Raw genomic sequence first — 23,828 nt, forward strand, 5'->3', positions numbered from 1 at the left:
CCGGGCGCACGGCGCGCCGTCGTGCGCGGACGCCGATCCCGGGCGGAGGAGAGCGGAGGGGAGGCGTGTCCTGCGGGGCGGCGGCGTTCCGCGGGCCCGCGCCGGCCCCCGGGCGGATCGTGACCTCCACCCCGATGCCGGCGTTCATACGACTGACGCGCGTTTCGCGTGGGTCTCCCGTGCCACGGGTAGGGGCTCGCGCGGTAGGGCTACGTTCATCGAAAGGCATGACACGCATGGCACAGCCGTTCGCACTCCCGGAGTTCTACGTGCCGTACCCGGCACGCCTCAACCCCCATGTGGACGCGGCCCGCGTGCACACCCGGGAGTGGGCCCGCCACATGGGAATGCTGGAGGGATCCGGGATCTGGGACCAGGACGACCTGGACTCCCACGACTACGCGCTGCTGTGCGCGTACACCCACCCGGACTGTGACGCGGAGGCGTTGTCGCTGGTCACGGACTGGTACGTGTGGGTGTTCTTCTTCGACGACCACTTCCTGGAGACGTTCAAGCGGACCCTGGACCGCGCGGGCGGCAAGGCGTACCTGGATCGGCTGCCGGCGTTCATGCCGACGGACCCGTCGGCGCCGGTGCCGGAGCCGGAGAACCCGGTCGAGGCGGGCCTCGTCGATCTGTGGGCCCGGACGGTGCCGGCGATGTCGTCGGCGTGGCGGGAGCGGTTCGCGGTGGCGACCGAGAACCTCCTCAACGAGTCCCTGTGGGAGCTGTCGAACATCGACGAGGGGCGGATCGCCAACCCCGTCGAGTACATCGAGATGCGCCGCAAGGTGGGGGGCGCCCCCTGGTCGGCGGGGCTGGTCGAGTACGCGGCGGGGGCCGAGGTGCCGGCCTCCGTGGCGGAGTCGCGGCCCCTGCGGGTGCTGCGGGACGCCTTCTCCGACGCCGTGCACCTGCGCAACGACCTGTTCTCGTACCAGCGCGAGGTGGAGGACGAGGGCGAGAACAGCAACGGCGTGCTGGTGCTCGAACGGTTCCTCGGCTGCTCGACGCAGGAGGCGGCGGACGCCGTCAACGACCTGCTGACGTCGCGGCTCCAGCAGTTCGAGCACACGGCGCTCACCGAGGTCGCCCCGCTGTGCGCCGAGAAGGGGCTCGACCCGCGGGAGACGGCGGCGGTGCTGGCGTACGCGAAGGGGCTCCAGGACTGGCAGTCCGGCGGCCACGAGTGGCACATGCGCTCCAGCCGGTACATGAACGAGGGGGCCGTCGGCGCCGACCCGGGCGGCGGCGCCTTCGGCATGGCGGCCGCGTCGATCCGGCTGACGCCGCGCGCGGAGGCCGCGCGGTGGCGCGGCTTCTCCCACGTGCCCTTCCAGCGCGTCGGACCGTCCCTGCTGCCGCACGTCGAGATGCCGTTCCAGGTGACGCACAACCGGCACCTGGAGGGCGCGCGGGGACGGTGCGTGGAGTGGGGCCGCGCCATGGGATTCCTGCGGGAGCAGCCGGGGCAGCCGGGGTCGGGCGTCTGGAACGAGCGGAAGATCGCCGGGTACGACCTGCCGCTGTGCGCGGCCGGGCTGCACCCGACGGCGAGCGCCGACGACCTGGACCTCGCCTCGCACTGGCTGGCCTGGGGCACGTACGGCGACGACCTGTACCCGGTGGTGTACGGCAGGACCAGTGACCTGGCCTCGGCCCGGGCGCAGAACGACCGTCTGAAGTCCCTCATGCCGCTGGACGCCGCCGCGACCGACGTGCCGGCCCCGGCGAACGCGCTGGAACGGGGGCTCGCGGACCTGTGGCCGCGGACGGTCGGTCCCATGGCGGAGCGGGACCGGGCGGCGTTCCGCGACGCCGTCTGCGTCATGATCGACAGCTGGGAGTGGGAACTGGTCAACCAGGCCCATCACCGGATCCCGGACCCGGTCGACTACATCGAGATGCGGCGGGCCACCTTCGGCTCCGACATGACGATCGCGCTGTGCCGGATCGGCCACGGCAACCGCGTGCCGCCGGAGGTCTACCTCAGCGGCCCGGTGCGGTCGCTGGAGAACGCGGCGATCGACTTCGCGACGCTGCTGAACGACCTCTACTCGTACCAGAAGGAGATCGAGTTCGAGGGCGAGGTCCACAACTGCGTGCTGGTCGTGCAGCGGTTCTTCGACGTCGACCACCCGACGGCGGTGGCGATGACCGGGGAGCTGATGAACTCCCGGATGCGGCAGTTCCAGCATGTCGCCGCACACGAGTTCCCCGTGCTGTACGAGGACTTCGGGCTGGACCGGGAGACGCGCGCGGTCCTCGACGGGTATGTGCGGGAGCTGGAGAACTGGATGGCCGGCATCCACACCTGGCACCGCGACTGCAAGCGGTACCAGGAGGAGGTCCTGCTCCAGGACCGGGCCGAGGCCCTGGCGGGGGCGCCCTCCCTGGGCGGGCCGACGGGCCTCGGCACCTCTGCGGCCCGCGTCGCGGCGCTGCTCGTCCCCTAGCCGGGGCGGGTTCCGGGCGGCCGGCCGCCTACGGGCGGCGGGGCTGTTTCCGGGCCGTTCACGGGCGGCTCGGTTCTCTGCCGGCGGCCGGCCGTCTACGGGGGCAGGGCCCTCTTCGGGCTGCGGGCCGTCTACGGGCGGCCGGCCCGGTTACGGGGTGGCCGGTTGCCCTTCGGACGGCTGCCGTCTTCGGGCTGCCGGGCCGTCTACGGGCGGCGGGCGCCGCGAAGCTGATCCAGTTCGCGGCGCTCGCGCTTCGTGGGGCGGCCGGCGCCCCGCTCGCGGACGGCGGCGAGGGCGACGTGCTCACGGGGCGGTGGGGCCGGGGTGCGGTCGGTGTACGCCTCGGCCGCCACGGGGGCGCCCACCCGCTTGGCGAGGGCCCGCCGGACCTCGACGACGCGCTCGCGGCCGGCGTGGAACACACGGACCTCGTCGCCCGGCTTGACCGTCTGCGCGGGCTTGGCGCGGTCGCCGTTGACCCGGACGTGGCCGGCGCGGCAGGCGGTGGCCGCCTGCGAGCGGGTCTTGGTGAGGCGTACCGCCCAGATCCAGCTGTCGACGCGCACGCCGGCGTTCGCCTGGGCCTCGTCCGTCACTGCCATGGATTCGGTCCCCCGTCGGGTCAGCCCTGCTGGAAGAGTTCCGCGGGGAGGGGCTTGAGGAGCGCGTACAGGTCGTCGGTGATCGGGCGGTCCCAGCTCGCGATGGTCACGAGGACGTTGTCGCTGCGGTCGAACTGCACGCAGGAGATCCGGCTCTCGGTGAGCTTCAGTCGGCGCACGATGAGGAGGTTGTCGCCCTGCATCACCGGGACGTCCTCCGTCTCGGCGACCTCGACGTGGTCGTCCATGTCCAGGGCCGCGAGGAGCTGGGCCACCTCGAAGGGGATCTGCCCGTTGGCGATGTCCCGGGCCGGGGAGCCCTCCGGGAGGTTGCCGATGATCATCGCGGGGCCGCGGCCGCCGAAGAGGTCGTAGCGGAGGAAGACGCCCTGGCAGCTGCCGTCGGGGGCGGGCAGCAGGCCGGCGCCGAGGTTCCCGGGCCAGTCGCCCGGATCCATGGCCAGGACGTCGAAGTCCGGGCCCGCGGGTGTGGCGGGGCTGCGGCGGCGGAGGAAGGACATGGAGCCATGGTACGTGGCCGGGACCGGCGCGCGGCGGGTGGGGCGGCGGCGCGGGCGGGGCGCCGTACCGCCCGGACGGCCTGTCGCCGCCGGGTGGTTCACCGGTTCGGGGGACGGCGTGCGGGCCGGGTGGGGGCCGGCGGTGGCCGGGGAGGGCGGCCGGTGCGGCACGCGTGTCGTGCCCCAGGTGAGTGGGTGGGGTCGGGGCCGCGGCGGGTCACCTCCTCGGGGTCGGCGGCCTCGGGTACCGCGGAAGTGGACCCGCTGTCGCCGCCGACCCCTGCGGGGGCGACCCACCACGCCCCCTCCCGACCGCCGTGGAGCGCCGGGGCGTGGGTCGTATACGGCTTGATCAGGTCCGGGTCGCGGGGCGTGGGATGCGTCGGGCTTGGTCGGGTCCGGGTCGCGGGGCGTGGGATGCGTCGGGCTTGGTCGGGTCCGGGTCGCGGGGCGTGGGATGCGTCGGGCTTGGTCGGGTCCGGGGGCTTGCCGCTGCGGGGGGCGGCGGGGTAGGTGGAGGTGTGGCGACCGAACGGTCGGTTGCCCGGGAGGAAGGACGGCACATGGTGGAGGACCTGCGCGACGCCGGGGAGCGGATGGGCCGTGACGAGCTCGCCGCGGTGCAGCGGGAGCGGCTGCGCGCCACCCTGCGGCACGCGTACGAGAACGTGCCGTTCTACCGGCGGGCGTTCGACGCGGCGGGGGTGCGGCCGGAGGAGTGCGCGTCACCGGCGGACCTCGCCCGCTTCCCGTTCACCACCAAGGCGGACCTGCGGGACCAGTACCCGTTCGGGATGTTCGCGGTGGAGCGGTCGCGGGTGCGGCGCCTCCACGCGTCGAGCGGCACCACCGGGCAGCCGACGGTGGTCGGCTACACCGAGCGGGACCTCGACGTGTGGGCGGACGTGGTGGCCCGCTCGATCCGCGCGGCCGGGGGCCGTCCGGGGCAGGTGGTGCACGTGGCGTACGGGTACGGCCTGTTCACCGGCGGGCTGGGCGCGCACGGCGGAGCCGAGCGGCTGGGCTGCACGGTGGTTCCGGCGTCCGGGGGGATGACGGCCCGCCAGGTGCGTCTGATCCAGGACTTCCGGCCGGAAGTGATCATGGTGACGCCGTCGTACATGCTGACGCTGCTGGACGAGTTCGAGCGGCAGGGCGTCGATCCGCGCTCGACGTCGCTGAAGGTCGGGATCTTCGGGGCGGAACCGTGGACCGAGGAGATGCGGCGGGAGATCGAGGAGCGGTGCGCGATCGACGCGGTCGACATATACGGGCTGTCCGAGGTGATCGGGCCGGGCGTCGCCCAGGAGTGCGTGGAGACGAAGGACGGGCTGCACGTGTGGGAGGACCACTTCTACCCCGAGGTCGTCGACCCGGTGACGGGTGAGGTGCTGCCGGACGGCGAGCGGGGCGAGCTGGTGTTCACCTCCCTCACCAAGGAGGCCATGCCACTGGTGAGGTACCGGACCCGCGACCTGACACGGCTGCTGCCGGGGACGGCGCGGCCGGCGTTCCGGCGGATGGAGAAGGTCACGGGCCGCAGCGACGACATGGTGATCCTGCGGGGCGTGAACCTCTTCCCGACGCAGATCGAGGAGGTCGTCCTGCGCACCCCCGGGCTGGCGCCGCACTTCCAGCTGCGACTGACGCGCGAGGGCCGGCTCGACGCGCTGACGGTGCGGGTCGAGGCCCGCCCCGGCACGGCGCCGCCCCGGCGGGCCGAGGCCGCCCGCGAGGTCGAGGCGGCGGTGAAGGAGGGCGTCGGAGTGACGGTGACGGTGGACGTGGTCGCCCCGGAGACGTTGGAGCGCTCGGTGGGGAAGATCAAGCGGATCGTGGACCTCCGTACCCAAGGCTGATCGCGTATCCGTCCCAGGGAGGATGACACCGGGCCGTCACGGATGAGTGCATGGACCAACTGACCTCGTCCGCAGTTCTGTTGGGAGGCACGGTGCTCCTCCGCACCCATCTGAGACGTCTGCTGCCGGCTGCCGTCGCGTTACTGGCGACCGCCGCGACCACGCTTCCGGCCACCGCGGCCGGACCGCCCGCCGAGGGGAGGAACCCCTCGGCGGGCGGCCTGTCGGCCACGATCCGCTACACCGAGTACGGCATCCCGCACATCCTGGCCCGGGACTACGCCGGGCTCGGCTTCGGCACGGGCTGGGCGCAGGCCGCCGACCAGGCGTGCGTCCTCGCCGACGGGTTCGTCACCGTGCGGGGTGAGCGGTCGCGGTACTTCGGGCCGGACGCCGTACCGGACGGATCGCTGTCGTCGGCCCGCCGCAACCTCTCCAGTGACCTGTACTTCACCGGGGTACGGGAAGCGCGCACCGTCGAACGGCTCCTGGCGCGGCCCGCGCCGGCCGGTCCGAGCCGGACGCAAAAGGAGCTGATGCGGGGCTGGGCGGCCGGGTACAACGCCTGGCTGGCGAAGAACCGGGTGACCGACCCGGCGTGCGCGGGCAAGCCGTGGGTCCGCCCGGTGACCCCGCTGGACGTCGCACGGCGGAGCTACGCGCTCGCGGTGCTCGGCGGCCAGGGAGCCGCCGTGGAGGCCATCACGGCCGCCGCCCCGCCCGCCGCGGGCCCGGCCGCGGGCCCGGCGCCCGACGCGCGGCGCCTCGCCGAGGCGGCCCGCGGGATGTTCGACGAGCGGACCGCGACGATGGGCTCCAACGCCGTCGCGTTCGCCGGCGGCACCACGGCGAACGGCCGGGGCCTGCTGCTGGGCAACCCGCACTACCCCTGGCACGGCGGGCGGCGGTTCTGGCAGTCGCAGCAGACGATCCCGGGCGAGCTGAACGTCCAGGGCGCCTCCCTGCTCGGCGCGCCGCTGGTGCAGATCGGCTTCAGCGACAAGGTGGCGTGGAGCCACACCGTGGCGACCGGTCGCACCTTCAACCTCCACCAGCTGTCCCTCGACCCCGCCGACCCCACGGCGTACGTGGTGGACGGCCGGTCGGAGCGAATGGTGCGCCGCACCGTCACGGTGCCCGTCGCGAGCGGTGATCCGGTGACGCGCACGCAGTGGTGGACCCGGTACGGGCCGGTCGTCACGGCCTTCGCCGGCGACCCGCTGCCGTGGACGGCGACCACCGCGTACGCGCTGCACGACCCCAACGCCGAGAACCTCCGCATGGCCGACACCTCGCTCGGCCTGGCCAAGGCCCGCTCCACGCGGGACGTCGAGCGGGCGCTGCGCCGCACGCAGGGCCTGCCGTGGGTCAACACCGTGGCGTCCGACCGGAACGGCGGCACGCTGTTCGCGCAGGCCCAGGTGCTGCCCCGGATCACCGACGAACTGGCCGAACGCTGCTCGACGCCGCTCGGGCGGGCCCTCTACCCGGCGGCGGGCATCGCCGTGCTCGACGGGTCGCGCGGCGCATGCGCCCTCGGCAGGGACCGGGACGCGGTCCAGCCGGGCATCATGGGCCCGTCCCGCTGGCCGGTGCTGAGGGACGCGGCGTACGCCGAGAACTCCAACGACAGCGCCTGGCTGGCCAACGCGGACCGGCCGTTCACCCGGTACGAGCGGGTCTTCGGCGACATCGGGACGGAGCGGTCGCTGCGCACGCGCGGCGCGATCGAGGACGTCGCGGCGATGGCGGACCGGGGCGGGCTGACGGTGGCCGACCTCCAGCGCCAGCAGTTCGCCAACCGGGTGCCGGCCGCCGACCTCACGGCCGACGACGTCGTACGGGCGTGCCCGGCGGCCCTGCCGGACGAGCCCGCGGCGTGCGGGGCCCTCGCCCGCTGGGACCGCCGGGTGGACACCACGAGCAGGGGCGCGCTGCTCTTCGACCGGTTCTGGCTGCGCCTGCAGCGGGAGGTCCCGGGGCCCGACCGTTGGAAGGTGCCGTTCTCCGCTGCCGACCCCGTGGGCACGCCCCGGTCGCTGAACACCGCGGCCCCCGGCTTCGCCACGGCGCTGCGGGGCGCGGTCACCGAGGTGCGGGCGGCGGGCATCCCGTTCGACGCGCCCCTCGGCGAGCACCAGTACGTGGTGCGCGGCGGGGAGCGGATCCCGGTGCACGGCGGTACGGGGACGGGCGTGTGGAACATGACGGTGCCCGTGTGGGACGCCGCGCGCGGCGCCTACACCGAGGTGCAGCACGGTACGAGCCACGTCCAGGCGGTGGGCTGGGACGACAGCCGCTGCCCGGTGGCGCGGACGCTGCTGTCGTACGCGCAGTCGTCGGACCCCGGCTCACCGCACCACGCCGACCAGACGCGGCTGTACTCCCAGGAGCGGTGGGTGACCGCGCGGTTCTGCGAGCGGGACATCCTCAGCGACCCCGCACTGCGGGTGGTGCGGGTGGCGCAGTGACCCTCAGGGGCTGAACGACAGGAAGACGAAGGCGGCGAACAGCACCAGGTGGACGCCGCTCTGCAGGAGTGTGGCGCGTCCGGGCACCACGGTCAGGGCGCTCACCACCGCGGTGAGCGCCAGCAGCACCAGGTGGACGGGGCCCAGCCCCAGCACCAGGGGCCCGGACAGCCACAGGGAGGCGAGCGCGATCACCGGCACGGTCAGGCCGATGCTGGCGATCGCCGAGCCGTAGGCGAGGTTCAGGCTGGTCTGGACGCGTTCCCCGCGGGCCGCCCGCACGGCCGCCAGGGTCTCCGGCAGCAGCACCATGAGGGCGATGACGACGCCGACGACGGCCGTGGGCAGGCCGGCCGTCTCCACCCCGGACTCGATCGTCGGTGAGACGACCTTGGCGAGGCCGACGACGGCCACCAGGGCCACCGCCAGCAGCCCGAGGCTCCACCAGGTGGCGGCGCGGGTGGGCGGCACGGCGTGGGCGACCGCGTCGAGCGGCTCCCCGGTGCGGGCGACCGGCAGGAAGTAGTCACGGTGCCGGACCGTCTGCACGGTGACGAAGAGCCCGTACAGGCAGAGCGAGGCCACGGCGGCGAAGGCGAGCTGCGCCCCGGTGAACTCCGGGCCGCGGCTGCCGGTGGTGAAGGTGGGGAGCACGAGCGTCGTGGTGGCCAGGGTGGTCACCGTGGCGAGGGCCCCGCCGGACCCCTCGGCGTTGAAGACGGCCACGCGGCGGCCCCGGAGGGTCGCCACGAGCAGGGACGCGCCGACGATGCCGTTGCAGGTGATCATCACGGCGGCGAAGACGGTGTCGCGGGCGTACGTGGCCGCGCTGTCGCCGCCCGAGGCCATCAGCATGACGATGAGGCCCACCTCGATGACCGTCACGGCGACCGCGAGGACGAGGGAGCCGAACGGTTCGCCGACCCGGTGCGCGACCACCTCGGCGTGGTGGACGGCGGACAGCACGGCCCCGGCGAGGCAGAGCCCGACGACCGCGACGAGCACGCCCGGCAGGTCCCGGCCCCAGCACAGCGCGAGGACGAGCACCGCCACGGCCGGGACCCAGGTGGTCCGTTCCCGCCAGGGGCGCGGCGTGGCGGCCCCGCCGTCGGCGCCGCCGGGGCCGCCCCGGTCCGCGTCCGTCTGCTTGCCCATGCGGCCACGCTGCCAGAGCGGTGCGCGGGCCGCACCCGGTCGGCGCGGCGGCTGCTCCGGTCGGCGGCGACGTCCGCGGCGCCGGTTCCTGCGGGCGCCGACGGTGGTACCGGCGGGGCGCCGACGGCGGGCGTCCGGTGGGCCCCGGGCGGGTGCGGCGGCGAGGTCGTCCCGCCCGCCTCCTTGACGGGTGGGTGCGGCGGTAAGAACGTTTCACCCGGTACGCGCGAGGGTCGAGGTTTCCTTCAGGCGGGGAGGGCGGGGCATGGGGCGGGAGCCGGCGGGCGGGCACGGGATCGGACGGCGGGCGTTCGGCGGCGGGGTTCTGGCACTGGGAGGTGCGCTGGTGATCGGTCCGGTTCCGGGGGTCCGGGGGGCGCAGCCGGAGCGGCCCGGAAGCGGCCCGCACGGGGCTGGGCACGGGGCGGGGCCGGTGCTGCGGCGCGGGACGGCCGAGCGGGCCGGACTGCTGCCGGACCACCTCGACCGGCTCGTCGACGACGCGGAGCGGTTCCTCGGCCCCTCCCCCACGCACCCCTGGTACGCGGGCGCGGTGGTCCTCGCCGGGCGCGGCACCACCGTGGCCCTGCACCGGGCGGTCGGGTACGCGCTGCGGTACGCGGCGTACGACGAGACGACGGACCGGGGCGTGGAGCTGCCACCCGAACGGCGCATCCCCATGCACGAGGACACCGTGTTCGACCTGGCGTCCCTCACCAAGCTCTTCACCTCGCTCCTCGTCGTGCAGCTGCTGGAGCGCGGCGAACTGGAGCTGGAGGGCCGGGTCGCGGAGCGGCTGCCGGAGTTCGGGGGCGGCGGAAAGGGCGGCGTGACGGTCCGCCAGCTGCTGACGCACACGTCGGGGTTGCGGGCCTGGCTGCCGCTGTACCGGGAACCGACCCGCGAGGGCAGGCTGCGGATGCTGTGGGAGGAGCGGCCGACCGACGCCCCGGGCACGCTGTACCGCTACTCGGACCTCAATCTGATCGCCCTGCAGCTGCTGCTGGAGGAGGTGACCGGCCGGCCGTTGGACGTACTGCTGCGGGAGCGGATCACCGGGCCGCTCGGCATGCGCCGCACCCGGTTCGCCCCGCCGGCCTCCTGGCGTCCGCGCATCGCCGCGACCGAGGACGCCCGGCCGCCGTGGTCGGGGCTCGACCGGGGGCTGGTGTGGGGCGAGGTGCACGACGAGAACGCCCACGCCTTCGGCGGGGTCGCCGGGCACGCGGGGGTGTTCTCCCGCGCGTGGGACCTGGCCGTCCTCGCCCGCACGCTGCTGAACGGCGGGGCGTACGGCCGCGCCCGGATCCTGCGGCCGGACTCCGTCGAGCTGCTGTTCACCGACTTCAACACCGCGTTCCCCGGGGACGAGCACGGGCTCGGCTTCGAGCTGTACCAGCACTGGTACATGGGGGCGATGGCGACGCCCCGCTCGGCGGGGCACACCGGGTTCACCGGGACGAGCCTGGTCCTGGACCCGACGACCGACGCGTTCCTGGTGCTGCTGGGCAACTCGGTGCACCCGGTGCGGACGTGGCGCTCCGGGTCGGCGCCGCGGGTCGCGGTGGCCGACCGGCTGGCGCGGGCGGTACCGGTGCGGGCGGCACACGGCCGTACCGCCTGGTTCTCCGGCATGGCGTCCGCGACGACGGCGACGCTCACCCTGCCCGCCGTGCGGCCGGCCACGGCGCGGGCGAGGCTGCGGTGCGCCCTGTGGTGGGACACCGAACCCGGCACGGACGCCCTGGTGCTGGAGGCGTCGGCGACGGACGCTTCGGAGGGGGCGGTGTGGCGGCCGGTTCCGTTCACCACCGTGCCGCCGGGCGGGGAGCCCGCGGCGCACCCGGGCGGCGCGGTGTCGGGCTGGTCGGGGCGGGTGTGGCACCGGGCGGAGGCGGACCTGTCGGCCTGGTCCGGCTCCGGCCCGGTGCGGCTGCGCTGGCGGTACACGACCGACGGCCGGTACGTCGGGCGGGGCGCGTACGTCGACCGGCTGCGCGTCCTGGACGGGGACGACGCGCTGTTCGACGAGGCCCGGCCGGCGGACGCCGCGCGCGTCGAGGCACGGGGCTGGGTGCCGTCGGCCGACTGACCGGGGTCGCGGTCGCCGGGCGGCCCCGTCGCGCCGACGGAGAGGCGGCGGCCCGGCCGACGGCCCGCGCGGTGAGCGCGCGGATGCGCGGGCCGGGACGGGCGGGGAGACTGGAGGCCAGGGGGTCACTCGGCGAGAGGACGACCCATGGCCATGATGGACAAGCTCAAGAGCATGCTCAAGGGGCACGAGGGGCAGAGCAGCAGGGGCGTCGACAAGGTGGGCGACATGGTCGGCCGCCGCACCCGCGGCAAGCACAGCCGCCACGTCGGCACCGCCCAGGAACGGCTCAAGGACCAGCTGGGCCGGCGCCGGGGCGGGCACGGCGGCGAGCCGCCGCGGCCCTGACCCACCTCGCGCACCACGTCCGGGTCCCCGGTCCGCCGTCACGGACGGACCGGGGACCTCCGCGCGTGTGCGGTGCCCGCGCCACCCGGTCGAGCGCCCCGGCGTGCGGTGCGCCCGCGGCTGATGGAGAGTCGTGCCGAGTCCCCACACTCGAAGGAGAGAAACATGCTTCGGCGCATCTCGATCGCTCTGGCCGGTCTGCTCGCTGTCGGCTTCCTCACCGCCTCCCCCGCCGCCGCCGACTCGGACGGCGTCAAGGGCTGCTGGGTGTCCGGCGGCCACGTCTCGGCGGGCGACGTCCACGTCGCCGGATTCGAAGGCACCTGCTGGCGCGTCGGCTGACACGGCTGTCGCACGGTCGCGGGTGGGCGCCCCACGGGGTGCCCACCCGAACCGTTTCCCCGCACGCGCCGCGCGGTCGACGCCGTGCCGTCGGCCCAGGGGGCGCGGACGGTGTCCCTCAGCCCGGGGTGCGCCGGCGGTGGGCGGCCGCCACCCGCCGGTGCAGCTCCACCGCCTCGGTGTGCCGGCCCAGCTGCTCCAGGCACTGGGCCTCGTCGTTCCGGCTGGCGAGCGTGTCCGGGTGGTCCGGCCCGAGCACCCGCTCGCGGGCCCCGGACACGAGCCGGTAGCCGGTGAGCGCCTCGGCCCAGCGGCCCAACCAGCCCAGGCACACGGCGACCTCCCGGCCGCTGACCAGCGTGTCCGGGTGGTCGGGGCCCAGGACGCGGGCGCGGGTCGCCGCGACGTCGCGGGCCTCGCGCAGGGCCTCCTCCCAGCGGCCGAGCCGGCCGAGGTTGACGCCCAGGCCGTGCCGGGCGCGCAGCGTCTCGGGGTGCTCCGGTCCCTGCACCCGGCTGCGGGCGGCCGTCAGGTCCCGGTACAGCTCCAGCGCCTCGTGGCCCCGGTCCAGGCGGCCGAGGGCGATGCCGACCTCGTACCGGGCGGCGAGCGTGTCGGGGTGGTCCGCGCCCCGCGCGCGGGCGCGCGCGTCGGCGACCTCACGGCAGGTGCGCAGCGCCTCCTCCCAGCGGCCCAGTCGGCCGAGCGCGTGGGCGACCTCCTGGAGCGCGGCCACGGTGTCCGGGTGGCCGGCGCCCAGGACGCGCGCGCGGGCGGAGAGGACGGCGGCGTGCACCCGGTGGGCGTCGGCGTGGCGACCGAGCCGGGTGAGGACGTACGCCGACTCCTGACGGGTCGCCACAGTGTCGCGGTGGTCCGGGCCGAGGACGCGGTCCCGGGCCTCCGCGACGCGGTCCAGCTCGCGCAGCGCCGCGGCGACCCGACCGGCGCGGCTGAGGGCGACGCCGCGTTCGTGGCGGCTGGTCAGGGTGTCGGGGTGGTCCGCGCCCAGGACCCGTTCGCGTTCGGCGGCGACGGCGCGGTGCGCCTCGCCCGCCTCGGCCCAGCGGCCGAGCCGGGCGAGGCGCAGCGCGGCGCCGTGCCGGTCGGCCAGGGCGGCCTGCGGCTCCGACCCCCGGGGCGGCCGGCCGGGCGGCGGGGGGAGCGTGAACCGGTGCGTGCCGGAGTCCGTCCCCGCTGCGGGCGCGTCGGGAGCGGCCCCCTGGGGCCGCCACGGACCGCCACCCGTGCCGAGGGCGCCCGGACCCGTACGCGCGCCGGTACCGAGGTGGGACGTACCCGCGCCCGTGGTCCACGTGCCGGTGAGCGTCGTCACCGGATCGTCGTCGTCCGGCGGGGGCACGGGGCGGGGGTGGTGCGTGCCGACCGCCTTGCGGCCGGTGGTCATGGTGCGCGTCCACGCCGGGGCTCGCGGCGCGGGCACGGCGGACGGCGGGTCGGTCCGCCGCGCGGCACGCCCCTGGGCGCCCGTGTCCGGGCCGGGTGGGGTCGCCAGGAGGACGGGCGCGCCGTGCGGTGGCGTTGCCGGGTGCGGTGGCGTCGCCGGGTGCGGTGGCACCGCCGGCAGCGGAGTGGCGCCGGCCGGTACGGCCCGGCGGGCGTCGCTGATGCGGCGCCGGACGTCCCCCGCATCGGCGGGGCGGGCGTCGGGCGTCTTGGCGAGCAGGTCCAGCACGATCCGCTCGAACGGCGCGGGCAGCTCCGCGCGGTGCGTACGGGGCGGCTCCGGAGGGGTGTCGCGGTGGCCGACGAGGATCCCCCACGCGTCGTCCTGGTCGAACGGCGGGACGCCGGTGGAGATCTCGTACAGCACGCAGCCCAGCGAGTAGAGGTCGCTGCGGTGGTCGACGCGGCCGCCGCCGATCTGCTCGGGTGACATGTAGTGCGGCGTGCCGAGGGTGATCTCGCCGCTGGTGAGGCGGGAGGAGTGGCCGGGGCCCGCGTCGAGGCGCGCGATCCCGAAGTCGCAGATCTTCACCGTGCCGTCGGCGAGCCGCATGATGTTCGCCGGCTTCAGGTCGCGGTGGACGATGCCCTGCCGGTGGGTGTAGGCGAGGGCGTCGGCGACCTGCTCGGCGATGTCGACGACGTCGTCCACGGGCAGCGGGTGGTGCTTGTTGTCCTCCAGCAGCTGGCTGAGGTTGCGGCCCTCCAGGTGCTCCATGACGAGGAAGGGCGTGCCGTCGCACTCGCCGAAGTCGTGGACCACCGTCACGCCCCGGTGCTGGAGCGACGCGGCGACGCGGGCCTCGCGGCGGAAGCGCTCGCGCAGGACGCGGACGGAGCCCGGGTCGTGCTGCGGGCCCAGGGGCTTGAGGCACTTGACGGCCACCCGCCGCCCGAGCGACTCGTCGGTGGCGCGCCACACCTCGCCCATGCCGCCCCGCCCGATCACCTCCAGCAACCGGTAGCGGCCGTGGATCAGCCTGGTGTCCGCCATCGCCCGCTGTCGCCCCCGTCGGTCCGCTCCGCCCTCCCCGGCCCGTCCAGTATGGCGCCCTGTCTGCGAAGTTCGTACGGGGCCGAGCGGGTGTCGGCCCCTCGGGCCGGGCGGCGCGGGCCGTAGGTGCCGCGTCCGCCAGGCGGCGGGCGCGGGGCAGTGCCGCGGGGGGCGCGGCCGCGGCGCGCCCCTTGCGGTCCGTGGCGGCAGGGGCGCGCCGCCCCCGGGGACGCGTGGCCGTCAGGGGTGCCTCGCCCGCGGCGGTCCGGGCCGGGCGGTCACATCGCGATCATGATCGCCATCACCGCGAAGAGCGCCGCGACCAGGACGACGATGACCAGGATCATGGCGAGCGGGGCCTTCGCCCAGCCCGTCGGCGGATTGTGGGTCTCCCGGGGACCCGCCCCCGGTGTGCTGCCCTCGGCGGGCGGGGTCTCGCCGGGCGGTACGCCGCCGCCGGCGTCCAGGCCGGTCGTGCGGTCCGGGTCAGGGTCGGGGTTGCTGTACGTCATGGGGTACGAGTGCGCAGCTCCGGGGGTTTCATGCGCGATCTCCGGGTACCTCGGATCTCTCCGGGACCGCGTGGCGGTCCGGCCGTCGACGAGGAGTGCGCTCATGGCCTACGACGCCCTTACCGGTTCGCTGTGGTTGGAGTACGCGCCGGGACCGCCGCGTCCCGCGCTCGACGGGGCCGTGGAGACCGAGGTCGCCGTCGTGGGCGGTGGCATCGCCGGTATCTGCACGGCGTGGGAGCTGGCCCGGGCGGGGCACTCGGTGGTCCTGCTGGAGGCCGACCGGATCGCCACCGGCGTGACCGGCCACACCACGGCGAAGCTCTCGGCCCTGCACGGCCAGGTGTACGCCGAGGTCAAGAAGGTGCACGGCGCGCGCGGCGCCCGGTTGTACGCCCACTCGCAGCAGCTGGCCGTCGAGCGGGTCGCCGAGGTCAGCGAGGAGCTGGGCATCGACTGCGACCTGGAGCGCCTCCCCGCGTACACCTGGACGGAGGACCCCGGCCGGACCGACGAGCTGCGGGCGGAGGCGGACGCCGCGCTGGAGGCGGGGCTGCCCGCCTCGTACGTGACGGAGACGTCGCTGCCGTTCCCGGTGGCCGGCGCGGTGCGGCTGGAGAGCCAGGCCCAGTTCCATCCGCGCAAGTACCTGCTGGGGCTCGCGGCGCACATGGAGCGGCTCGGCGCGCGCATCTACGAGCGGACGCGCGTGACGCGGCTCAAGGAGGGCTCGCCGTGCGAGCTGACCACCGAGCGGGGGCACACGATCGTGGCCCAGTACGTCGTGGTCGCGACGCACTACCCGGTGTTCGACCGGTCTCTGCTCTTCACCCGTCTGGAGCCGAAGCGCGAGCTGGTGGTGGCGGGTCCCATCGCGGCCGACCGGGATCCGGGCGGCGTGTTCCTGACCTCCGAGGGCGGCACGCGGTCCGTGCGGACCGCGCCCTCGGGGCGTGAGGGGACGCGCACGCTGATCGTGACCGGTGAGCAGTTCGCGCCGGGCACCACCGAGGAGGGCGAGGTCGGCGAGCGGTACGCCCGGCTGGAACGGTGGGCGCGGGAGCGGTTCGGCGAGGTGGAGTTCAGCCACCGGTGGGCGGCGCAGGACAACTCGACGACGGACCGGGTGCCGTACGTGGGCCGGCTGCACGCCGGGACGCGGCACGTGTTCGTGGCGACCGGGTTCGCCGGCTGGGGCATGAGCAGCGGCGTCATGGCGGGATCGCTGCTGGCGGCCCGCATCCGGGGCAGGGAACCGGCGTGGACGTCGCTGTACGACCCGGTGCGGCTGCACCCGACCCGGGACGTCCCGGCGATGCTGAAGCTCCAGGCGCACGTGGCCAAGCACTTCGTCGGCGACCGGACGCCCGGCGCGTACGTCGACTCGGTCGACGAGGTGGGACCGGGCCAGGGCGCGGTGGTGCGGGTCGGCGGGCGGCTGCTCGCGGTGCACCGGGACGAGGCGGGAGCGCTGCACGCGGTGTCGGCGCGCTGCACGCACCTGGGGTGCGTGGTGCACTTCAACGACGAGGAGACGTCCTGGGAGTGCCCGTGCCACGGATCGCGCTTCGCCGTGGACGGGCGGGTCGTCGAGGGCCCGGCGACGCGCCCGCTGGAGCGGACGCGCGTGGACGACGGTGAGGGGCGGCAGGAGGAGGACGGCGGGCGGTGACGCGGACGTCCTGACGGGCGGGCCGGACGGACTGCGGCCCCCGGTACCGGGTGCGGTGGACGCGCCGGTACCGGGGGCCGCCATCGTGTGGGCGGGGTTGGGCGTGGTTGCGCGTCCTGTGGTCGGGGCGGGGCCGCTGTTGTAAGGAGGCGCAGGCCCCGGGGGCGCCAGGCGCGCGGGTCGGCGGCCCCGGCGTGGAAGGACGCGTGCCCCGCGGGGGCGCGTGCGGGGAAGAAGGGGCCGTGCCGCGGCGGTGCCGCGGCACGGCCCCGGGGGCGGAAGGGGTCAGGGGAGCAGTTCGTCGAGCGCGGCCCTGCCCTTCTCGGCGAGCCTGCGCTCGGCCCAGGCCATGTTCTTCGGGTTCACGTCGCGCCCGGAGGCGAGGACCAGGTCCTCGGCGGTGAACTCGCCTTCGGCGCCGCTGTGCAGGATGGCGTCCGGGGAGACGCCACCCTGCCGGGGCCTGGAGGTCGTTTCGGGCTCTTCTTTCATGCCGCCTCCTTGTTCGTCCGGCACTCGCCATTGTCGTCCCCGCCCCGCGCTCACGCATCCCCTCGCCGACCGCGCGGCGGGCGGCCGGGCCGGCGGGCCCGTCAGGTCACCGCGACCCGCGCGGGGCGCCGGTGACGGGGGTGACGCCGCCGGTCACGGAGGCGTGCCCGCCGCCGGTGGAGGTCGCGGTGACCGTGTACCGGTCGTCCCCGGCGTCGCGGCCGCCCTCGGCGTGGTTGTACTGGGCGGCGAAGACGTGCTGCCCGGCGGGGACGCCCCGGCCGGGCCGCAGGGTCCAGGTGTAGACCAGGGCGCCGGCCTCCTCGCGGGTGGAGACGGCGAAGTCGTCGGCGGGCAGGGTGCGCCAGTTGCCGGTCGGGGCCACCCGGCCGGTCTGGGCGACCCGCAGTTCCACGGTGAGCTCCCGCAAAGCCGTGGTGGTGCTGAAGGTGATGTTGGACTGGGCCCAGTAGCGGTTGCTGTGCGGGTCGACGACGGCCGCGCCCCGCAGGAAGCCGTCCACGGCGCGCCCGGCGAGCGGGGAGGTGGGGTCGTCGGGCGCCGGGACGGCGACGTGCGCGGGGGCCGGGTCCTCGTGCAGGACGGCCCGCGCGGTCAGTCCGCCGGCGGCGACGACCGCGGCGACGGCGGCCGTGGCCACGGCGATCCGGGCCCACCGGGGGCCGGCCGGGCGCCGGAGGGCGGGTACCGGGGGCGGGGCGGCCATCCCGCGCTCGACCCGCGCGAGGATGCGGGCGCGGTCGGGCCGGTGGGTCCGCGCGGCCTCCTTGAGGGCCCGCTGGAGCTCGTCCACTACTTCCTTCCTCCGACCAGTTCCGAGGCGGCGGCCCCGTGGCCGAGCAGCTGTTCCAGCTGTGCCACGGCCTTCGACGTCTGGCTCTTCACCGTACCCACCGAGATGCCGAGGGTCAGCGCGGTCTCCCGCTCGGACAGGTCGAAGGCGTGCCGCAGGACCACGCAGGCCCGCTTGCGGAAGGGCAGCCGGCGCAGGGCGCTGCGGACGTCCAGGACGGCCGGGACGTCGGGGCCGTCGACGTGCTCGGCGCGCTGCGACCAGAACAGGGCGACGCGGCGGCGCTCGCGCACGGTGCTGCGGATGCGGCTGCGGGCGAGGTTGGCGACGACGCCCCGCGCGTAGGCGACGGGGTGCTGCGCGGCGCGGACGCGGTCCCAGCGGTGCCAGAGGGCGAGGAGGGCGTCGGCGGCGAGGTCGTCGGCGGCGTCCGCCTCGCCGGTGAGGAGGTGGGCGAAGCGGGCCAGTTCGGCGTGGTGACGCTCGAAGAAGTCGTGAAACTCGGTGGCGGCGTCATCGGCGGATGTGCCCACGGGCGCCCTCTCCCCGCGCTTCGACGCGCGTGTTTCGTCGCGGTGCTGCCACGGGTGCCGCCGTCGGCGGCGTGGCCGGTGTGCGCCCCGGTCGGTAGTCGGTCGGACCGCGGCGCGGATCGTCCGCGCCGGTGATCACCGGGGATGGCGGAGGATGTTAGCGCAGGCGACGGTCACCCGGCGAACGCGTGTGCCTCCCGCCCCTGTCCGGCATCGGGGAGGACGAGCAGGGAGCCGGAGAGCGGGTGCGGGTCGGCGAGGCCGGTGCGGGCGGTCGTGACGTACAGGTCGCGCAGGCCCGGGCCGCCGAACGCGCACGCGGTCGGACGCCGTACGGGCAGGGGCACGATCCGGTCCAGCCGCCCGTCGGGGGTGTAGCGGCGGACGGCCGCGCCGTCCCAGAGGGCGACCCATACGCAGCCGTCGGCGTCGACGGTGAGCCCGTCGGGGAAGCCGGCGCCGGGTTCGACGGTCGCCAAGGTGCGCCGCTCGACGAGGTGCCCGCCGTCGGCGCGCAGGACGTCGACGCGGCGGGTGGGGCTGTCGACGTAGTAGACGAGGCGGCCGTCGGGGCTCCAGTCCGTGCCGTTGCTGACGGTGACCCGGGGCAGGACGGTGGTGGTGGTGCCGTCGGGGGCGACGCGGGTGAGGGCGCCGCCGCCGTCCGCCTCGTCGTAGCGCATGGTGCCGGCCCACAGGGATCCGTCGGGGGCGACGGCGGCGTCGTTGCCGCGGCGCCCGGGGACCGGCGCGTGGACGAGCCAGCGGAAGGCGCCGTCGGGGTCGTAGAGCCCTATGCCGTCGCGGAGGTTGACGACGAGTCCGCCGCCGGCGCGGGGCTTGGCCGCGCCGACGTGCTGGCCGGTGAGCAGCACGCCGCGCCGGCCGTCGGCGGGGGTGTGGGTGTGCACGCGGGAGCCGAGGACGTCGACCCAGACGAGCCGTCCGCCGGCCGGGTCCCACGTCGGTCCCTCGCCGAGGGCCGCGGCCTCCCGGACGGCCACCTCGGCGCGGGGCGCGCTCACCGGCCGCCCCGGTGGCCGAGGCTGGCGGAGAGGTCGGCGGCGCCCTTGGCGGCCAGCTCGGCGAGCTCCGCCTCGCGCTCCTCGCTCCAGCGGATCATCGGGACGGAGATGGACAGGGCGGCGACGACCCGGCCGGCGCCGTCGCGGACCGGGGCGGCGACGCAGCTGACGTCCGGGTTGGACTCGCTGTGCTCGGTGGCGACGCCGCGCTCGCGGACGGTGGCGAGCACGGCGCGCAGCCGGTCGTGGTCGGTGATGCTGTTCGGGGTCATCGCGACGAGCTCGCGCCCGTCGACGCGGGCGTCGAAGTCGTCCCGCGGGAGCGAGGCGAGCAGCATCTTCCCGACCGAGGTGCAGTGGGCGGGCAGCCGGCGGCCGGCGGCGGAGACCATGCGCACGGCGTGCGTGGAGTCGACCTTGGCGATGTAGATGACGTCCAGGTCCTCCAGGACGGCGACGTGGACGGTCTCGTCGCAGGTCTCCGCGACCTCGCGGGCCACGCGCTGCCCCTCGGCGGCGAGGTCGAGCTGTTCGGCGTACCGGCTGCCGAGCTGGTAGGCGCGCACGCCCAGGCGGTAGCGGCCGGGCCGGCCGGAGGCGGGTACGAGGTAGGACCGGGCGGCGAGCGTGGTGACCAGCTCGTGCACGGTGGTGCGGGGCAGCGCCAGCCTTCTGGTGATCTCGGGTGCGGAGAGCGTGCCGTCCCCGTCGAGGAAGAGCTCCAGTATGTCGAGCGCCCTGGTCACCGCGGGAACCAGACGTCCCATGACGCCACCCACCCCTTCGTTCGAAACCCCGGCCAGTGACCGGCATGACGAACACAGGCTACTCACGGCGGCGTTCGCGGGCAATCGCCGGACCGGCCCGGGGCCTCCGCTCCGGCCCGGCACCCGCGCCGCCATCCCGACCCGGCGCCGTCACCCGGTGTCGAACGACGCGATGTGCGCGGGCCATTGACACCCCGTGCGGGGGCTGATTACGGTCACGCCACGATTTCGAACGTGTGACGAAATACCGAACACACTCAACGTACCGAACGGACCCTAGGGGCAACTACCGTGCGCATCACGGGAATCACCACTCATGTCGTCGGGACCCCCTGGCGCAACCTCACCTACGTACTCGTCCACACCGACGAGGGGTTGACCGGCGTCGGCGAGACACGCATGCTCGGCCACACGGACGCCCTGCTCGGCTACCTGCGCGAGGCGGAGGTCAACCACATCGCGGGGTCGGACCCCTTCGCGGTGGAGGACCTCGTCCGGCGGATGAAGTACGGCGACTACGGCCGCGCCGGCGAGATCGTGATGTCCGGCATCGCGGTCGTCGAGATGGCCTGCTGGGACATCAAGGGCAAGGCCCTCGGCGTCCCGGTGTGGCAGTTGCTGGGTGGCAAGGTCACCGACCGCGTCAAGGCGTACGCGAACGGCTGGTACACCACCGAGCGCACCCCGGAGGCGTACCACAAGGCCGCCGGGGAGGTCATGGCCCGCGGCTACCGGGCGCTGAAGATCGACCCGTTCGGCACCGGCCACCTCGAACTCGACGCCGAGCAGACCCGCTACGCGGTGTCGCTGATCGAGGCGGTGCGGGACGCGATCGGTCCCGACGCCGAGCTGATGGTGGAGATGCACGGCCGGTTCAGCCCGGCCACCGCCGTACGGCTCGCCAGGGAGCTGGCGCCGTACCACCCGGCCTGGCTGGAGGAGCCGGTCCCGCCGGAGAACCTCAAGGCACTGGCGAAGTTCGCCGACAAGGTCGACGCGCCCGTGGCGACCGGCGAGCGGATCCACGACCGGATCGAGTTCCGGGAGCTGTTCGAGTCACAGGCCGTCGACATCATCCAGCCGGACCTGGGGCACATCGGCGGAATCCTGGAGACCCGCAAGCTCGCGGCAACCGCCGAGACGCACTACATGCTGGTCGCGCCGCACAACGTCGGCGGCAGCGTCCTGACCGCGGCGTCGCTCCAGCTCGCCGCCTGCACGCCCAACTTCAAGATCCTCGAACACTTCAACGACTTCGCCGACGCGGAGATCAAGAAGGTCGTCAAGGGCGCGCCGCAGGTGGACCCGGAGTCGGGCTGCTTCGAGGTGTCGCACGCACCGGGGCTGGGCGTCGAGCTGGACGTGGACGCGGCGGCCGAGTTCCCGCAGCAGCAGGCCCGGTTCGACCTGTGGGCCGAGGGCTGGGAGAAGCGCGCCCCCAAGGGCGGCAGGTGACCGCGGACGACCCCGCCGGCGGTGGGGACGCCGCCGGCAGGGCCGTCGTCGTCGACCGGCCGGGCGTCCACCGCCTGGTGCGGCGGGAGGTGCCCGTGCCGGGCCCGGGCGAGGTGCTGGTGCGCGTCGCCGCGGCCGGGATCTGCCTGAGCGACCGGGAGGTGCTCGACGGCCACCGCGCCGCCGGGTACGTCCGCTATCCCGTGACCCCCGGTCACGAGTGGGCCGGGACCGTGCTGGCCGTGGGCGACGGGGTCGACCCGGCGCTGGTGGGCCGGCGCACGGTGGCCGAGGGGTTCCGGGCGTGCGGCGCCTGCGAGCGGTGCCGGTGCGGCGAGACGAGCCTGTGCCTGGGCGGGTACGCCGAGACCGGGTTCACCGAGCCGGGCGCCTTCGCCGACCACCTGGTGGTGCCCGCGCGGCTGCTGCACCCGCTGCCCGACGACGCCGACCTGCGGGCCGCGGCACTCCTGGAACCGGCCGCGGTGGTCGCCGCGGCGGTGCGGGCCGGGCGGCCGCGGCCCGCGGAGCGGATCGCGGTGGTGGGCGCGGGCACCCTCGGGCTGCTCGCCGTGCAGTTGCTGGCCGCGACCTCCCCCGCCGAACTCGCCGTGATCGACCCGCGGGCGGCGCGCGCCGACGCGGCCCTGCGGTTCGGGGCCACGCGGTCGCTCGGGCCGGACGGCGCCGACGCGCTGCACGGCCGGTACGACCTGGTGGTGGAGACGGCGGGCGCGCCCTCCACGGCGGCGTCCTCGTGCCTGCTGGCGCGGCGGGGCGGGCGGGTGGTGCTGACCGGGATGTTCACGGCCGGCGCGACCGGGATCGACCCGGTGCACCTGTCGGTGAGCCAGCTGGAGGTCCGCAGCGTCTTCGGCGCGTCCTCCGCCGCGTGGTCGGACGCGGTGCGCGCCTTCACCCTCGGGCTGCTGGACCCGGCGCCGCTCGTCACGCACGAGTTCCCGCTGGAGCGGTTCGGGGACGCGGTCGCGCTGGTGGGCGGCGGCGACCCCGCGACCGGGAAGGTGCTGCTGCGCCCCTGACCGGCGCCTCGAACGCGCGGCGGTACGGGCGGCGCCCGGCCCCCGTACCGCCGCGTACCCACCGATCCGAATGACGTCCGACATACCGAACAGACTCGCCGAACGACCCGCCCCCGAACCGACCCGCCGAACGGCCCGCCGCCGCACCCGCCCGCCAACGGCCCACCCCGCACCGGCCCGTCCGACGACCCGGTGCCGAACCGACCTGTCGCAGCACCCGACCCCGAGGAGACCCGTGACTCCCCCGTCCGCCCCCCGCCGACCGGGCGCCGACGCGCTCGCCCGCATCGGCCACCCCTCCCCCGGCCCCGACCCGGCCGACGCCTCCCCGCACACCTTCCCCGACGGCGGGACGTGGCGCACCGAGATCCCCTCGGTGGAGGGGCCCGAGGCGCTCGCCGTGGTCCTGAAGGAGAGCGCCCGCCTCGACGTGCCCGTCCACCGGGTCAGCCAGGGCAGCGGCGTGTGGATGCTCACCGACGCCGAGATCACCGACATGGTCGAGTCCTGCGCGGCCCGCGACGTGGAGCTGTGCCTGTTCACCGGCCCGCGCGGCACCTGGGACATCGGTGCCGGCACGCGCACCGACTCGGGCGGCGCGGGGCTGCGCGCCCGCGGCCACGACGCGCTGGCCGGCTGCGTCGAGGACGCCCTGCGGGCCACCGCGCTCGGCGTGCGCTGCCTGCTCGTCGCCGACGAGGGCGTGCTGTGGACCCTGCACCGGCTGCGTGCCTCCGGCGCGCTGCCGGCCGACACCACCTTCAAGCTGTCCGCGCTCACCGGCCCCGTCAACCCGGCCGCGTACGCCGTCTACGAGCGGCTCGGCGCCGACTCCCTCAACGTGCCCTCCGACCTGACGCTCGACCACCTCACCGAGATCCGCCGGGTCAGCGGCGCGCCCATGGACATGTACGTGGAGGCCCCGGACGACCTCGGCGGCTACGTCCGCATGTACGAAGTGGCCGAACTGATCCGGCGGGGCGCGCCCCTGTACCTCAAGTTCGGGCTGAGCCGGTCGCCCGGCATCTACCCGTACGGCGCCCAACTGCGCGACACCGCGCTCGCCACCGCGCGGGAGCGGGTCCGGCGCGGGCGCCTCGCCCTCGACCTGCTGGCCCGGCACGGCGCGGACGGCGGCATGTCGCCGCTCGGCACCCGACTGCCGGGCGAACTCCGGCGTTTCCCCGTCCCGGAAGGTGACTGAC

20 protein-coding genes are annotated in these 23,828 nt (G+C 75.5%); 10 read left to right on the top strand and 10 right to left on the bottom strand.

Features of this window, described 5'->3' with window-relative positions; all coding sequences use genetic code 11:
• Positions 1-236: 236 nt before the first annotated feature.
• Positions 237-2,456, top strand: coding sequence for a terpene synthase family protein (locus tag NRO40_RS01380; protein WP_058940728.1), 2,220 nt, complete (start codon positions 237-239; stop codon positions 2,454-2,456).
• 206 nt (positions 2,457-2,662) lie between these two features.
• On the opposite strand, the gene NRO40_RS01385 is transcribed toward NRO40_RS01380, so the two are convergent.
• Complete coding sequence (locus NRO40_RS01385; protein ID WP_058940727.1) at positions 2,663-3,061, bottom strand: RNA-binding S4 domain-containing protein; 399 nt, start codon at positions 3,059-3,061, stop codon at positions 2,663-2,665.
• Between the two features lie 20 nt (positions 3,062-3,081).
• Complete coding sequence (locus NRO40_RS01390) at positions 3,082-3,582, bottom strand: hypothetical protein (RefSeq protein ID WP_058940799.1); 501 nt, start codon at positions 3,580-3,582, stop codon at positions 3,082-3,084.
• A 563-nt stretch (positions 3,583-4,145) separates the two neighbouring features.
• On the opposite strand from NRO40_RS01390, the gene paaK reads away from it, so the two are divergent.
• Together paaK and NRO40_RS01400 are read left to right on the top strand one after the other, a co-directional pair.
• Complete coding sequence (gene paaK, locus NRO40_RS01395) at positions 4,146-5,441, top strand: phenylacetate--CoA ligase PaaK (protein ID WP_058940726.1); 1,296 nt, start codon at positions 4,146-4,148, stop codon at positions 5,439-5,441.
• Positions 5,442-5,491: 50 nt separating this feature from the next.
• Positions 5,492-7,912, top strand: coding sequence for a penicillin acylase family protein (locus NRO40_RS01400; RefSeq protein ID WP_058940725.1), 2,421 nt, complete (start codon positions 5,492-5,494; stop codon positions 7,910-7,912).
• A 3-nt stretch (positions 7,913-7,915) separates the two neighbouring features.
• On the opposite strand, the gene NRO40_RS01405 is transcribed toward NRO40_RS01400, so the two are convergent.
• Positions 7,916-9,067: a calcium:proton antiporter gene (locus tag NRO40_RS01405; RefSeq protein WP_079046827.1), complete on the bottom strand. Its 1,152-nt coding sequence runs from the start codon at positions 9,065-9,067 to the stop codon at positions 7,916-7,918.
• Between the two features lie 265 nt (positions 9,068-9,332).
• On the opposite strand from NRO40_RS01405, the gene NRO40_RS01410 reads away from it, so the two are divergent.
• From NRO40_RS01410 to NRO40_RS01420, 3 genes are all read left to right on the top strand, one after another.
• The gene (locus tag NRO40_RS01410) at positions 9,333-11,159 is read left to right on the top strand and encodes a serine hydrolase (RefSeq protein WP_058940724.1); all 1,827 of its coding nucleotides are present in this window, start codon (positions 9,333-9,335) and stop codon (positions 11,157-11,159) included.
• A gap of 147 nt (positions 11,160-11,306) precedes the next feature.
• A complete protein-coding gene (locus NRO40_RS01415) occupies positions 11,307-11,507 on the top strand; it encodes an antitoxin (protein ID WP_058940723.1) in 201 nt (66 codons plus the stop codon).
• A 165-nt stretch (positions 11,508-11,672) separates the two neighbouring features.
• On the top strand, positions 11,673-11,849 hold the full coding sequence (locus NRO40_RS01420; protein ID WP_157901785.1) for a hypothetical protein: 177 nt from the start codon (positions 11,673-11,675) through the stop codon (positions 11,847-11,849).
• 118 nt (positions 11,850-11,967) lie between these two features.
• Here NRO40_RS01420 and NRO40_RS01425 read toward each other — a convergent pair whose 3' ends face one another.
• Positions 11,968-14,310: a serine/threonine-protein kinase gene (locus tag NRO40_RS01425; RefSeq protein WP_058940722.1), complete on the bottom strand. Its 2,343-nt coding sequence runs from the start codon at positions 14,308-14,310 to the stop codon at positions 11,968-11,970.
• A 278-nt stretch (positions 14,311-14,588) separates the two neighbouring features.
• On the bottom strand, positions 14,589-14,822 hold the full coding sequence (locus NRO40_RS01430; RefSeq protein WP_058940721.1) for a DUF6480 family protein: 234 nt from the start codon (positions 14,820-14,822) through the stop codon (positions 14,589-14,591).
• Positions 14,823-14,925: 103 nt separating this feature from the next.
• Here NRO40_RS01430 and NRO40_RS01435 point away from each other — a divergent pair, with 103 nt between their 5' ends.
• Positions 14,926-16,494, top strand: a complete 1,569-nt coding sequence (locus NRO40_RS01435; RefSeq protein WP_058940720.1) for an FAD-dependent oxidoreductase — start codon at positions 14,926-14,928, stop codon at positions 16,492-16,494.
• 285 nt (positions 16,495-16,779) lie between these two features.
• Here the strand turns inward: NRO40_RS01435 and NRO40_RS01440 are convergent, their stop codons facing one another.
• The 5 genes from NRO40_RS01440 to NRO40_RS01460 form a co-directional block, all read right to left on the bottom strand.
• Positions 16,780-16,986 (bottom strand): hypothetical protein, encoded by a 207-nt coding sequence (locus NRO40_RS01440; protein ID WP_058940719.1) that lies wholly within the window; start codon positions 16,984-16,986, stop codon positions 16,780-16,782.
• A gap of 106 nt (positions 16,987-17,092) precedes the next feature.
• A complete protein-coding gene (locus tag NRO40_RS01445; protein WP_058940718.1) occupies positions 17,093-17,800 on the bottom strand; it encodes a hypothetical protein in 708 nt (235 codons plus the stop codon).
• Positions 17,800-18,333 carry a SigE family RNA polymerase sigma factor gene (locus tag NRO40_RS01450; RefSeq protein WP_058940717.1) on the bottom strand — a complete coding sequence of 178 codons (534 nt, stop codon included), beginning with the start codon at positions 18,331-18,333 and terminating at the stop codon, positions 17,800-17,802. The genes NRO40_RS01445 and NRO40_RS01450 overlap by 1 nt, the downstream gene beginning before the upstream one ends.
• Positions 18,334-18,506: 173 nt before the next feature.
• Positions 18,507-19,358: an SMP-30/gluconolactonase/LRE family protein gene (locus NRO40_RS01455; protein ID WP_058940716.1), complete on the bottom strand. Its 852-nt coding sequence runs from the start codon at positions 19,356-19,358 to the stop codon at positions 18,507-18,509.
• Complete coding sequence (locus NRO40_RS01460; protein WP_058940715.1) at positions 19,355-20,125, bottom strand: IclR family transcriptional regulator; 771 nt, start codon at positions 20,123-20,125, stop codon at positions 19,355-19,357. Before NRO40_RS01460 ends, NRO40_RS01455 begins: the two co-directional genes overlap by 4 nt.
• Positions 20,126-20,416: 291 nt before the next feature.
• Here NRO40_RS01460 and NRO40_RS01465 point away from each other — a divergent pair, with 291 nt between their 5' ends.
• The 3 genes from NRO40_RS01465 to NRO40_RS01475 all read left to right on the top strand — a co-directional run bounded on the left by NRO40_RS01465 (position 20,417) and on the right by NRO40_RS01475 (position 23,827).
• Positions 20,417-21,580: a mandelate racemase/muconate lactonizing enzyme family protein gene (locus tag NRO40_RS01465; RefSeq protein WP_058940714.1), complete on the top strand. Its 1,164-nt coding sequence runs from the start codon at positions 20,417-20,419 to the stop codon at positions 21,578-21,580.
• Positions 21,577-22,623 (top strand): zinc-dependent alcohol dehydrogenase, encoded by a 1,047-nt coding sequence (locus NRO40_RS01470; protein WP_058940713.1) that lies wholly within the window; start codon positions 21,577-21,579, stop codon positions 22,621-22,623. Before NRO40_RS01465 ends, NRO40_RS01470 begins: the two co-directional genes overlap by 4 nt.
• 235 nt (positions 22,624-22,858) lie before the next feature.
• Entirely contained in the window at positions 22,859-23,827 is a 969-nt protein-coding gene (locus tag NRO40_RS01475) for a hypothetical protein (protein WP_058940712.1), read from the top strand.
• Position 23,828 lies beyond the last annotated feature (1 nt).

The organism is Streptomyces changanensis (assembly GCF_024600715.1).
Classification (GTDB): Bacteria; Actinomycetota; Actinomycetes; order Streptomycetales; family Streptomycetaceae; genus Streptomyces; species Streptomyces changanensis.